The sequence below is a fragment of the Flavobacterium zhairuonense genome (assembly GCF_004352915.1).
GTDB classification, from domain to species: Bacteria; Bacteroidota; Bacteroidia; order Flavobacteriales; family Flavobacteriaceae; genus Flavobacterium; species Flavobacterium zhairuonense.
The window spans coordinates 192063-205824 of record NZ_SJSY01000075.1 but is presented as its reverse complement, the minus strand read 5'-3'; the positions used below and the strand labels follow the sequence as shown (position 1 = coordinate 205824).

9 protein-coding genes and 2 tRNA genes are annotated in these 13762 nt (G+C 35.0%); 1 reads left to right on the top strand and 10 read right to left on the bottom strand.

Annotated features, from left to right (window positions below):
- Window positions 1-140 precede the first annotated feature (140 nt).
- The 10 genes from EYY60_RS17475 to trxA all read right to left on the bottom strand — a co-directional run bounded on the left by EYY60_RS17475 (window position 141) and on the right by trxA (window position 10995).
- Window positions 141-1724 carry an MFS transporter gene (locus EYY60_RS17475; protein ID WP_132990587.1) on the bottom strand — a complete coding sequence of 528 codons (1584 nt, stop codon included), beginning with the start codon at window positions 1722-1724 and terminating at the stop codon, window positions 141-143.
- A 1-nt stretch (window position 1725) separates the two neighbouring features.
- Window positions 1726-2778, bottom strand: coding sequence for an HlyD family secretion protein (locus tag EYY60_RS17470; protein WP_132990586.1), 1053 nt, complete (start codon window positions 2776-2778; stop codon window positions 1726-1728).
- Between the two features lie 132 nt (window positions 2779-2910).
- Complete coding sequence (locus tag EYY60_RS17465; RefSeq protein WP_235832354.1) at window positions 2911-4212, bottom strand: TolC family protein; 1302 nt, start codon at window positions 4210-4212, stop codon at window positions 2911-2913.
- Between the two features lie 435 nt (window positions 4213-4647).
- Complete coding sequence (locus EYY60_RS17460) at window positions 4648-5469, bottom strand: AraC family transcriptional regulator (RefSeq protein ID WP_132990584.1); 822 nt, start codon at window positions 5467-5469, stop codon at window positions 4648-4650.
- Between the two features lie 307 nt (window positions 5470-5776).
- On the bottom strand, window positions 5777-6022 hold the full coding sequence (locus tag EYY60_RS17455) for a GIY-YIG nuclease family protein (protein WP_132990583.1): 246 nt from the start codon (window positions 6020-6022) through the stop codon (window positions 5777-5779).
- A gap of 64 nt (window positions 6023-6086) precedes the next feature.
- Window positions 6087-6160, bottom strand: a tRNA-Asp gene (locus tag EYY60_RS17450).
- A gap of 563 nt (window positions 6161-6723) precedes the next feature.
- A tRNA-Asp gene (locus EYY60_RS17445) sits at window positions 6724-6797 on the bottom strand.
- An 86-nt stretch (window positions 6798-6883) separates the two neighbouring features.
- On the bottom strand, window positions 6884-7810 hold the full coding sequence (locus EYY60_RS17440) for a DUF58 domain-containing protein (protein WP_132990582.1): 927 nt from the start codon (window positions 7808-7810) through the stop codon (window positions 6884-6886).
- Entirely contained in the window at window positions 7807-10380 is a 2574-nt protein-coding gene (locus EYY60_RS17435) for a M1 family metallopeptidase (RefSeq protein WP_132990581.1), read from the bottom strand. Before EYY60_RS17435 ends, EYY60_RS17440 begins: the two co-directional genes overlap by 4 nt.
- A gap of 297 nt (window positions 10381-10677) precedes the next feature.
- On the bottom strand, window positions 10678-10995 hold the full coding sequence (trxA, locus tag EYY60_RS17430; RefSeq protein WP_008466289.1) for a thioredoxin: 318 nt from the start codon (window positions 10993-10995) through the stop codon (window positions 10678-10680).
- Between the two features lie 264 nt (window positions 10996-11259).
- On the opposite strand from trxA, the gene EYY60_RS17425 reads away from it, so the two are divergent.
- A complete protein-coding gene (locus tag EYY60_RS17425; RefSeq protein WP_132990580.1) occupies window positions 11260-13725 on the top strand; it encodes an AsmA family protein in 2466 nt (821 codons plus the stop codon).
- Window positions 13726-13762 lie beyond the last annotated feature (37 nt).

Sequence of the window (13762 nt, the reverse complement as noted above, 5' to 3'; positions counted from 1 at the left end):
AAAAATCTTATAAATTAAATCTGCTAAAATCTGCAGAATCTGCGTGAAATAAAATCCTTTAAATCTTATTAATCTGTGGCCATATACAAAAACTTTGCGCCTCTGCTCCCGATGGCTATCGGGATTGCGAGATTAATTCATCATCCAATCCAAATCTTACTTTTCACCAAAGTCATCGTCTGTCTCAAATGCTGATTGCACGCAATTAGAATAATCAAAACCACCAAACCATAACCTACAATCGTATAAATTTCCATATCGGCCAATAAAGTCGATTGTTTTGTAATTGTACTGAAAACCTTTTTCATTGCTAGAACATTTGCATTATCTGCCGAATATCCTTTGGCAATAAAACTTTGCGTTGTTGAAGCAATAGTTTGCTGTGCTTCGGGATTTTCGCCTGTTACAAATTGGCTTAGTTTCAAGAAGTGTTTTTTGTTCAAGAAAACCATTGCATTCTGCATTACGCAGAAACCAATTGTACTGCCCCAAAAACGTCCCGAAACCCCAACAATTCCCGAAGAAACCGCCATATTTGCTGGAACCGATGATGTGGTAAATAAGATGAGCGGAACAAATAAAAACCCCACACCGATTCCTTGCAAAATATAGGGAATGATAATATCACTCAATGCAATATCTGGCACAAAAAGAAACGTGAACCAGAAATGGAAAATAGCAATGAGCGTAAAACCAATCATGAAAATTATTTTAGTCGAAACAGATTTCATCAGGAAAAAAGCCGCCAGAACTAGTCCGATTACATTTCCTAATCCGTTGATGTACTGTACGCCCGCCACACGCGATGGATCCCAGTTCCAAATGGAAAACATCGCCGAATGACAAAGACTCAACGTTGCTCTGCTGATATAGAAAAGGAAAAACAATAAAAATCCTATTCGCAGATTAGCGTATTTTATCACTTCAAAATCAAAACTTGGCCTTTTTACCAAACGTTCTTTAAAAATGAACAATCCGCCTGTAATGAGCGAAATCATCAAGATTAAAACCATTTCTGAAGACTGTAGCCAATATTTTTTCTCAGCATAGACAAAAAAGTAGGCACCGCAAAGAATAGAAATTAAAACCAAAAAATAACTCATCCAATCAATTTGATACAACGGAATCTTCTTTGTAATTCGGTGCCCTCTGAAAGTAACTAAGATTAAAAAGACGTTTAAAACCTGTAGTCCGCCCGAAACATACAACATATATTTCCAGTCGTAATGATCGAGAAACCACACAGCGATATTCATAATAAAAGGCGTAGACAACAACAGCGCGCCGTAGTAAAATGAAAACCCAATAATAATGGCATTTTTTGTATTGAACTGCTCAATAAGCAATTGCCTGATCGTGATTACAGGAAGTGCCATTAGGATTCCTTCGGCAACTCTCATCAATAAAAAAACCGGAAAACTGGTAATATAAGCTGATGAAACAATCGTAATTCCGATTAAGGAGTAAACGGCCATCAAGTAATTTTTTGCAGGGAAAAAACTCGAAAATCGACCTTCTATCAAAATGGTTGCCAGTAGAGTTCCGTACGTAACGCACATTGCAAACTGCAAATCTTCTGGCTCAATGTCCAGAAAACTCGCCGCATACGTTACGTTTGACGTATAAACTCCCAATAAAATCATGGAGTGCAGCAAACAAACGAACAAAATAATAATGATCGCCCATCTTGGAACCCATGATTTAAATATACTTTTATCTTCCATTTTATTTGTGTGCAGCAACAACCGTAATGTTCATTCCTGCTCTTAAAAAATCGGTTTGTTTGTCTTGTTCTTTTAACTGAATTCTAACTGGAATTCTCTGTTCGATTTTTACGAAGTTTCCGGTTGCATTATCCGGAGGAAGCAACGAGAATCTTGCACCACTTGCAGGCGATAATGAAGCAATTGTTCCCACAAAAACTTTATCGTTTATAGCATCAGCCTTGATTTCTACTTCTTGGCCAACCGTTAAATATTGCAATTGAGTTTCTTTAAAATTAGCTGTAATCCATTTTTCTTTACTTACAATAGAAAGCAAAGATTGCCCTTCTTTTACCATTTGTCCTGGCTGTAAAGTTCTTTTTCCAACCCAGCCGTCATAAGGCGCTGTAATTACTGTGTACGAAAGAAATAATGCCGCATTGTCTGCAACAGCTTGTTTCGAAGCAATATTCGTTTGCGTTGTCGGAACATTCGCTTCAGCAACAGAAGTGCTTAAAGTTGCCGAATGAATTCTGTTTCTCATTTCCGAAAAATGTGCTTGCGCCGACTCGTAATCTGCTTTTACTTTTTCTAATTGTTGAGAAGTTGCAGCTTCTTCGCTCACCAAAGCTTTATATCTTTCGTATTCTAGTTTGGTTTTCCAAAGATTCGATTTTGCAGCCTCTAATTGCGATTCGTTAATTGCTGTTGCACTCGCTGTATTAATGGCGTTTTTTTGAGCCACAACACTATTTTGCTGTGCATTTTGAACATCGGCAAGAGCCACATTCAATTTCGATTTATATTCTCTATTATCGATCACTACCAAAGTATCTCCTTTGTGCACAAATTGATTTTCGTCAAAACGAACCTCTTGCACATAACCTGTAATTCTCGACATAATTGGCGTAACGTATTGTTCAACTTGAGCATCATTGGTTTCTTCATGGTTTCGGTTGAAAACATAAAACCAAATTCCTAAAATAATTCCGCTCGCAACCAAAACGCAAGCGATTATTGTTATTATGATATGAAACGTTTTGTTTCTCCTAGTTTCATTTTTTATCTTAACCATATCTTTTTCTCTATTCTTTTATCTATTTCCCCAGGATTAAAATCCCGCGCTACAATATGAATCGTTCCTTTGGAACTGAAAATCTATATCCTTTACTCTATTCTCTTACTTCTTTTCTCTTGCTTCTAACTCCTAACTCTGAGGCATTATCCCAGCCGTATGCATCATTTGGTAATGCTTCAAAACAGCATCCAATCGAGTGGAGATTTTGTTGTATTTCGCCTGAAGCAAAGCATTATCAGCATCAACCATTTCGGTAATTAAAACCAATTGGTTTAAGTATTTCAGCTTTACAATTCGGTAGTTTTCTTCAGCTAAATCCAAAGCTTTGTCAACAACAACAAACTTTTCAAGGATTTCCTGATATTGTGTATGTTCTTTGTAAAGCTGATCCTGAATTTCTTCTTTTATAATTTCAGTCTGCATTTTCTGCATATCGATTTTAGTACTCGCTTTTGCCACTTTCGTTTTGTTTTTATACAAAGCCGAAAGATCAAAACGCGCCTCGATTCCTACCTGACCTAAAGTGTACAAATACGGATTTGGCGGAAAGAATTTGTAGTTTGGATAATAAAAACCATAATTCCCGAAGAAATCTACAGTTGGCAAATAATTACCTTTTACCAATTTCAATTCAGTTTTGCTAATGTCTAATTCCTGACTTGCCATTCGCATTTCTTCGTTTTGAAAAGCTTTATTCAAATAAAAATCATACGGATCTAAACCGTTCATTTCATCCAGACTTGAAGTGGTATCAATTGCAATTTCCTCGTTTTCCGGAATCTGAATTAAAGTTTTCAGATCGTGAAGCGCAATTTTAATGTTTTTGGAGTTTGTAAGCGCGTTCAACTCACGATCTGAGAGCTGTAATTCGGCACGAATAACTTCATTTTTGGTTACCGTTCCGTGTTTTTGGAGGGATTGCACTTCTTTTAATCGGCTTTTTTCTTCTTTGATGTTTTCTTCAAATATTTTTTGAAGTTCCATCATTTTATAAATCGCCAGATAGTTGGCAACAACTTCTAGTTCAATATCATTTTCTGTTTTTTCCGATTTTATTTTCGCAATTTCGTTTTCTTGATTCGCAATTTTAATCGCGTTGTTGATCTTGTTTCCAACGTAAATTGGCATTTTAAAAGTTGAATTTACCTCATAGATTTCGGGAATTGCTTTTGTAACTTCTTTTCCACTCAAGAAACCATCTCCTTTAAATTCTGTAATGTTGGTAATTCTAGAGTACATTCCGTTTAGTTGTACGTCTGGCAACCTAAGTTCTTTTCTTTCTTTGATGTTTTGCTCAGCGAGCGTAATCTCCATTTGAGATTTAAGTACTTTTTTGTTGTTCTCCTTCGCCAGTTTCATCGCTTCTTGTAAAGAAACTGTATGAACTTCCTGCGCCTGTAAACTACTGAATGTCAAAACAATTATTAACAACCACAAGCTTCTGGGGAAACAATCTTCTTTTAAATTTGTAAGGAACATGAATACATAAATATTTTATGGTGCAAAGTTCCTTCATTTTTTTCTTGGCAGATGATTCTAAAAAGTCAATAACGTATTCATTTCGGACAAATGTTAAAGTCGTGTTTTCCGAAAACGTTATATTAAAACATTGAAAAACAATTTATTACAAAATAGATTTTGATTGTGATATTTCACGCAGATTTTAATACATTTTAGCAGATACGCGCAGATTTGTCTTTTTACTCTCGCAGATTTGTCAGATTGTGCAGATTATAAAGCATTTAAAAATCTCTGAAATCTGCTCCCGATAGCTATCGGGACTGCGAGAGGAACTTTTTTACACATGGAATAAAAAAGAATCTGCAAAATCAGCTAAAATCTATTAAAATCTGCGTGAAATAAAAACTATTTTCTTTCTAAAATCTCCTCGCCATTTAAGTAATCGGAAGGTCTTTGGCCTAAAATCTTAAAAAAAGTGTTACTAAAGGTTGGAACACTATTATAACCAACTTCTTGAGCTACCTCCTTTACCGAAAGCTTTCTTTCTAATAACAATTCGATTGCTTTGAGGATTCTTCGAATGGTATAATATTGAATAAAAGACATCTTGAGATCTTTCTGAAATAAGCGATACAGAGAGCGTTCGCTAAAGCCAAATTCATGCGCCACATCAGCAAAGAGAATTGTTTCACCCAAATTATTTTCAATATATCGAAGAATTTTTCCCAATCGTTTATCTTTAGGCTGAGGAAGTTCTAGAGGTAAATTGGTATGACATATCTGCGGAAGAATCGCTTTTATGGCTTTTGCAATTGTAAAACTCGGAGAGCCTTTTTTTAAATCTCCGTTCCATTGATTGGTAAACATCATCATTTGGAGCAACAAATTATTAACTGGATAAATGCCTTCTCTTTTATAGAATTGATCTTCATCTTTTTCAATCGGAAAATACAAATTTCGCATCATCACATGTTCCGATTTTGGCTCAATGCTGTGTTCCAATCCAGCCGGAATCCAAATAAAATGTCTTGCAGGCAAAAAATATGATTTTGTTTCTGTTGTCACAAAAACGACATCGCCTTCGGCATATAGCATTTGCGCTTTATCGTGTTTATGCCACGGAACAAACAATTCACCCATTATATCATGATGACAGTAAATGCTTTTTTTATCGGCATCTACTTTATGGAGATAATATTTGTCTACTTTGAATGTTGATTGTTCCATAATATAAAGATAGGAAAGAAATAAATTCCAAAACTGGAACCTAAAAAATGTTTAACCGCAAAGTTCGCAAAGCTATGATAAAGCTTTGCGAACTTTTATAAATCTTGCTGAAAAAATCCTTAGCGAACTTTGCGTAAAATCTTCGCGCTCTTTGCGGTTAAACCTCGCAAAATATATCAAAAAAAAATGCCTCTCATAATGAGAGGCATTTTAAACAACTTGGTCTCGTTCTTGAAAACGAGAGGACTCGAACCCGTCTCGTCTCTAGACGAGATGACAGACATGTATTCTAACCAGTTTACCTTTCTTATTTCTGATCGAAAATTAAAGCTTCTATTGATTTTCTATTTAGCTTTTTCAATCTCAATTCCTCAACCAAAGCCTCTTTTTTAGTTTCAAATGCTTTTGAATAAACCAGCTCCCATGGCCCTTTATTTGAAGTATACCTGCTTCTATTTTCATTATGATATAATAATCTTTGAGCAACATCTTCACTAAACCCTTTGTAATAAAGATCAAAAGTTTTAGAATAAATTATATAAACGTAAAACATAAATCAAAACTTAATGGTAAAAAAAAATGCCTCTCATAATGAGAGGCATTTTAAACAACTTAGGCGGTCTGGACGGGACTCGAACCCGCGACCCCATGCGTGACAGGCATGTATTCTAACCAACTGAACTACCAAACCCTGCGTTATTGCGAGTGCAAAAATACAACAGAATTTCGTTTCTGCAAGCGTTTTTTCAAATAAAAAAAAAGAAATTTTTAATTGACTAAATTCCAATATTTTAAAAATTGATAATAAATTTAAAAAAGAAGTATTTTCTTTCTTTTTAACCGCAAAGCGCGCTAAGATTTACGCTAAGACTACAAGGCTTGTTAATCTTTGCAACCTTTGTCAAAGTTTTGAACTTTGACAAAGGTTTTTCATATAGATAATTTATCATCTAAACAAACATAGCCCATGGTTGAAACCACGGGCTATGTTTAAATACAATGGATACAAAACGCAAAATCCGCAAAGCTTAAAAAAAACTTTGCGGACTTTGCGTAAATCTTTGCGCTCTTTGCGGTTAAATACAAAAGTGTCTTAAATCAAAAAAGCCATCCACAAAAGTGGAAAGCTTTTCATTGGTCTAACTACTAAACCAGCTACGAGTTACAAAGTCGTAGCAAAACAACACAACTAATCTTAGATACCGTTTTTGGGCAAAAAAGCCTTTCTTAATAGAAAGGCTTTTCCCAATATTGCGGTCTGGACGGGACTCGAACCCGCGACCCCATGCGTGACAGGCATGTATTCTAACCAACTGAACTACCAAACCTCTGCGTTATTGCGGTTGCAAAGATATAACAGAATTTCATTTCTGCAAGCCTTTTTGTGAAAAAAATTAAATATTTTTTTTAATCATCATCCAAAGTTTTGTTTTTCAACCAAATAAGTAGTCAATATTTTTTCAAAATTATCGCCTACATTTACCGAAACATACTTAATTTGGTTCTTTGCACAGGTTAAAGCCAGGTTTTTAAAATAGGCTTCTACCCTTTTTTCATATGCTGCTTTTACATTATCGGCAAAAATTGAAACCTCTTCTCCCGATTCTAAGTCGATAAATTTTCTTGGTGCATTATCAAAATCAAACTTCATTTCGGTTTGACTATCAACCACATGAAACAAAACCACTTTGTGTTTATTATGTTTTAAATGCTGTAAAGCGTTGAATAAATTCTCTTCATCTTCCGTTTGAAACATATCGGTAAACAAAATAATCATCGAACGACGATGCATTTTCTCTGCTATTTGATGCAGATACGTAATTGTATCGGTCGTTTTTTTGACTTTTGGCTGAACTAATAATTCTTCCAGTTTGTTTAAAAGCATTCTGTGATGACGATCGCTTCCTTTTTCTGGGGCGTAATATTCGTATTTATCTGAGAAAACGCTCAAACCAACGGCATCGCGCTGTTTCTTTAAAATATTCATTAAAACTGCCGAAGCCAAAACGGCAAAACCAATCTTCTTTTCATAAAAAGGCTGATTCGATTTCAATTCCGGATAATGCATCGACGACGAATTATCGACAATCAAATGACAGCGCAAATTGGTTTCTTCCTCAAAACGTTTCGTGTACAAACGGTCGGTTTTGGCAAACAATTTCCAGTCGATATGTTTGGTGCTTTCTCCTGCGTTATAGACTTTGTGCTCGGCAAATTCGGCCGAAAATCCATGAAACGGACTCTTGTGCATTCCGGATATAAAACCTTCCACAACCTGATTCGCCAGCATTTCAAGATGCTGAAAACTCGAGACTTTTTCTATTTCCGATTCAATTTTCATTCGGTTTCTTTTTTAATATTTTGCGCTTTATAAAGCAAATCTGTCGCCATAAACAACTTGCGTTTCAAGATCGGACTAAAATTAGGGTTTTCTTTTAAGAATCGCTGTACTTCATCAAAAGCATATTTCGAAGAATATCTTCCAACTGTATTATCCAACCAATCTTTCGGAAAGAAAATATCTCCCGTTCGCTGGATTTCATCTACCAAATCTAGTGAAAATCTAATATATTTTTGAGCACTTTCTTGACGAAGCGGATGATTTACATTAGCCAAACCAACAGAAACCCACGCTTCTTTTTCACGATTGGCATCGTCTTTTAACGATTCTATAAATGCATTTCGAACGGATTCGTCTTTTGATAAGGACGGAAGCAAAAATTCAAATCGCTTCTTCTTGTCTGGATTTGTGATTGTCGTTCTAGTTTTTTCTAAGATTTCATGGGCTTTTTCATGTTTGAAAATTGCCAGACTCATTGCCATATTGGTAAAATCGTCTTCGTTTAATTTCAAGCCTGGAATCACAATTTCTTTATTCCAAATTTTATACAATTGCTGTTTTCCAGAATCTGAATATGCAATTGAGCTGAACAAATTAAATAATGTCTTTTTAATATTTGCTGGTAAAACAGTATTCAAGCGCACGAACAAAGCATAAGTAAGTAATTTTTGAGATTCGCTCTGCTGTTTTGCTGTCAAAAATTTCCAATAAATTGCATTCAGATTATTTGACACAATTCGCAAAACCAATTCATTCTCTTCCTCTCGAATCCCTTTAAAACAATATGCATAGGCCTCTTCTGGAGAAACATTTCCAATAAGCATATTTTCATAAAGATTGCTGTAACTAGATGCTCTTGCAACTTCATCTTTCAGCGTCGTAATGTCACTTAAATTATTCTCGTCAAGCGGAAAAACACCGTATCCAAAACCATTATAGTTGTAAACTACCTGAAGCGGTTTTTTAAGCCCGATTGCTTCTTTTAAAACCAAATTTTTGTCTGTAATATTGACCGTTAAAATCTTTACGTTATCAGCATAAATTAATCCAATCTGAAAAATCTGAGGCCAGATATTATCTGATTTGTCTTCTGCTTGCTGTGTAATTTCAAAATTTTTGATTCGGTTTTTAGCATCGTATTCGATTTTATCTGAAAAAATTGCTCTTCCAGATTTGTTTACCCAAACTTCACTCCATTTTTTCATGTCTAAAGGCGTTTCGGCATCCAGAATTTCTACCAAATTATTCCAATCAGCATTGTCGTTGGCATATTTCTGAATGTATTTTTGGATTCCTTTCTGAAAAGCTTCCTTTCCCATCGAAGCTTCTAATTGACGCATCATAATCGGTGCTTTATTGTAAATCATTGCGCCGTAAAGCGAACCGGCATCTTTTAAATTCGCCAAATGTTGTCTTATCGGATGTGTTCCTAAAGAGCGGTCTTCCGCGTAAGCGCTGGCATAATGCGTACTAAAAAACTGTAGATTATGATTGATTTTCGGGAAAATCGGGTTCATGATTTTGTCAGCCATGAAGTTGGCAAAAACCTCTTTCATCCAAACATCATCAAACCATTTCATCGTTACCAAATCTCCAAACCACATGTGTGAGGTTTCGTGTGCGATTAATTTTGCACGGTTTAATTTTTCACTGTCGGTTGCGCTGTTGTCCAAAAACAAAGTCGATTCTCTGTATTGAATTGCTCCAACATGCTCCATTCCGCCATATTGAAAAACCGGAATTGAAGCGAAATCCAACTTCTGAAAAGGGAATTTATAATTGGTATATTTTTCTAAAAAATCTAATGATTGCTGATGCAGATTGAAAATGGTATCGGTACTTATTTTGATCTTTTCAGGATTATTTTCACGATATAAAAATGTCATTTCTAAACCTGGTTTCTGTGTAACGCTATTGAATTTCCCAGCCACAAATGAAAACAAATACGTGCTCATTTTATCCGATTCTCCGAAAGTGTACGAAGTAAAATCTCCTTTTTCGACTTTCTCTTTTACATCGGCTCCAGCCAAAACTGCCCAATCTTTTGGCACAGAAAGACTCAATTTGTAAGTCGCTTTTAAATCGGGCTGATCAAAACACGGAAACAAAGTACTCGCACGATCTGGAACTAATAAAGTGTATAGAAAATCATCATTACGGTTTAAAGATAAATTTCCGGCGATAAAGGATATTGAAATGGCGTTTTTCCCTGAAATTAAATTTTCAACAGGAACAACAATATGTCCGTTTTCATGAATGATTGAAACATTTTTCCCGTTTGCCGAAACTGATTTTATGTTTTGAGTTTTCTCTTTAAAATCCAAAACAAGCGGTTTACTTACGTCTGATAAATTCAAATTTACCGTTAAACTCGAATTAATATCTTCGTTTTTCTGATTCGGAATTTCAAAAGACAATTGGTATTGAACATCAGAAATCTGTTTTTTACGAAATTGAGCTAATTGCTCTGAAACACCATTTTGGGTTAAATCTTTTTCATTTAGTTTTGATTGCGAAAAACCAATTGTAGTGATTGTTAGAAAAGCAAAAAGGCTGTGAAGAATTTTCATTTTTAAAGGAATATAAGATTCGTTAAAAATAAAAAAAAGGATCGGTTTTGATAGACAATTGTCTAAGCAAATCTAAAGGTTAAAATTTTTCACGCAGATTTTAAAAGATTTAAGCAGATGAGCGCAGATTTATTTATAGCTATATCAAAATTAAATTTGCTGAAATCTGCTAAATCTGCGTGAAACAAATCCTTTTAATCTGTATATCCCGATAACCATCGGGAGTGGCAAAAAAAGAGCAAATAAAAAAGGTTTGACTTTCGTCAAACCTCTTTTATATAAATCATAATCTTACGATTACAACAAAGCGTCTAAGCTATCTGCGTAGGCTTGTTTCGGAGCTACTCCTACTTGTTTTCCTACTACTTCACCATTTTGAAACACCAAAACGGTTGGTATGTTACGCACACCATATTTTGCAGCGAATTCTTGGTTAGCATCTACATCTACTTTACCAACAACTACTTTACCAGCATATTCTTCGCTTAATTGGTCAATGATTGGACCAACCATTCTACAAGGACCACACCATGCTGCCCAAAAATCTACCATTACTGGTTTATCTGACTTTAAAACTACTTCATCAAAAGTAGCATCTGTTATTGCTAATGCCATAATAATTTATCTTTAAATGTTATTTCAGCTTTAGTCCCGAGAGACTCGTTTTTTGTTATTTCCTAAACTGAGGTACAAAGTTAAAAATTAAAAACTAATCAAACACCATTCGTAAATTAGTTTTGATTATAAAAGTATTGTAAATAATTATATCATAAATTTAGGTTTGATATCGCAAATTTAACATTGCAGTAATTTGAAAATCAATTTATTAAATATGATTCTTTTTTGTAGTATCTTTAATCAACTATTAAAATTTTCCAAATGAAAGAAACTTTACATCGCATAAAAGTCTTTTTCCAATCGGCTGGTTTTAAAAAATATGCCAAACGTTTTGGGTTTTTTATTTTAGGATTAATAGCGCTCTTGCTGATTGCTTGCGGAGGTTTGTCGATCTATTTCAATCGAAATAAAGCCGAAATAATAGCCAAAGTAAATACCAAAATCAACGATAATATTAATGGAAAATTTCATATTGGCGATTTTCAATATAAATTCCTAGCTGGTTTTCCCAATTTTACTCTGGCTTTAAAAGATGTTGAACTAAAAGACAACAAATGGAATACACACAAACATACTTTACTCAAAGCTAAAGAAATAGAAGTACGCTTGAATGTCGTGAGTTTGCTTCAAAAAGAAATCAATATTCATAAAATCCTCATTAACGACGCTCAAATTTATATTTACAAAGCGCCTGACGGATATTCGAACTCTAATATTTTTAAACCAAAGAAGAAAAAAACACCCGAAAATAAGGAGAAGCCCGAAACCACAATCGACCAGATTGATCTCAACAATGTTCGTTTTACGATTGACAACCATGTTGGTCATAAATTATTTGATTTTGAAGTGGCGAGCTTAAAATCAAAAGTAAATTACGACGAAGACAATTGGGAGACCGATCTTTTTCTGGACACCCAAATCAACAGTCTTGCTTTCAATACCATTCACGGAAGTTTTGCCAAACAAAAACAGCTTAAAGGAACATTACATGTTGCTTATGCTTCGGACAAACAAAAAATCGACGTTAAAACGGACGGCTTAAAAATTGGAACTGATTCTTTTGATATTGTTGCTTTTTTCAATATTGGAAAAAGCAATTCTTTGTTCGGAATCAACATCGGAACAACCATTTTATGGCAAAATGCCTCTAATTTATTGTCGGGAAACATCAGCTCAAAACTGAATCGGTTTAATTTAAAAAAGCCAATTGATGTAAATTGCGATATAAAAGGCGATTTGAATGCCGAAGGCGATCCAAAAATTGTCGTTCAGGCCATTATTAAAGACAACGAATTAAGCATTCCCGACGGACAGCTGAATGATTGCACTTTCAAAGGGATTTTTACCAATAATTTCAAACCGAAAGAAGGTTTTACCGATGCCAATTCGGCCGTAATTTTGACCCGATTTTCGGCAACTTATCAAAATATCCCTTTGAGGATTCCGCAATTGTCGATCAATAATCTCGAAAAACCAATTGCCACAGGAACCGTAAGTTCTGATTTTGACGTCGATAAGCTCAACGAAATCAGCAACGACAAATGGATTCAGTTTACAGAAGGACACGCAACAGCCAACTTGAATTTTCAGTTTGACATTGTTGATTTGTACATTAATAAACCCAAGTTTTTGGGAAATGTAAACATCACGAATACATCATTTCATTTTATCCCGAAGAATGTTCATGCCGAAAAAGTCAGCGTACAGCTGGAGTTTACTCAACAAGCGCTCTTGATCAAAAAAATTGCCTACAAGCATAAAAAAAATACCATTTTCATGGAAGGCAAAATCGACAATTTCCTGAACTTGTATTATGATGCGCCTGAAAGCATGGTTGTAAACTGGAAAATTTATTGCCCAAATTTAGACATCAAACAATTTTTGGGCGTTTTAGCCACTTCCCAAAAAAGGAAATCGAATATGAAAAACAGAAAACCTACTATTTCGAGTCATTTGCGAGATGTAATTGAGAAATGTTCCGTCGTAATCGATATTAAAGCAGATAAAATGAATTACAATAAATTGACTGCGACCAATACAACGGCAACAGTTCAGATGCTGAATTCAAAACTTGTTATTAAAAACGGTTTTCTGCAGACTTCAGGAGGTAATATCGCTTTTAATGCAGAAATCTCGCCTAGCGGGAAAAATTTCGCTTTTGGTTCAAATGCTCAAGTAAACCGAGTTGATATTGCAAGTTTTTTAAGATCGTTCAACAATTTCGGAATCAAATCTTTTTCTCCCAATAACATTCATGGAAAATTAACCAGCAACGCAAATGTTACGGGTTTAATGAACAGCAATGGCGAATTAATTACCAATTCTACTCACGGAAGTTTAAATTTCACTGTTACACAAGGCGCTTTAGTCAACTTTGAACCTATTATGAAAGTGGGAAAATATGCTTTTCCGTTTCGCGATGTCGAGAATATTACGTTCAGTGATTTGTCCGGTGATTTTAAACTGCGTGGTGAAATGGTCGATATTAATAAATTGACAATAAGCTCAAGCGTTTTAAATATGGATGCAAAAGGCGTTTATTCTTTTGGCCGAGGCACAAATCTAGCCCTGACAATTCCACTCCGAAATTCTAAAAACGATGCCAAACTTGCGACTAAAGCGGAACGTGATGCAGTGCGTGAAAAAGGGATTATTCTGCGTTTAGTGGCTTATGATGATAATGGGAAGATGAAGATTAAGAGGGGGAAGAAGGAGAAAGAGAAATAAAACCTTAACTTTGTTGAAATCATGCAATCTTAGCGTG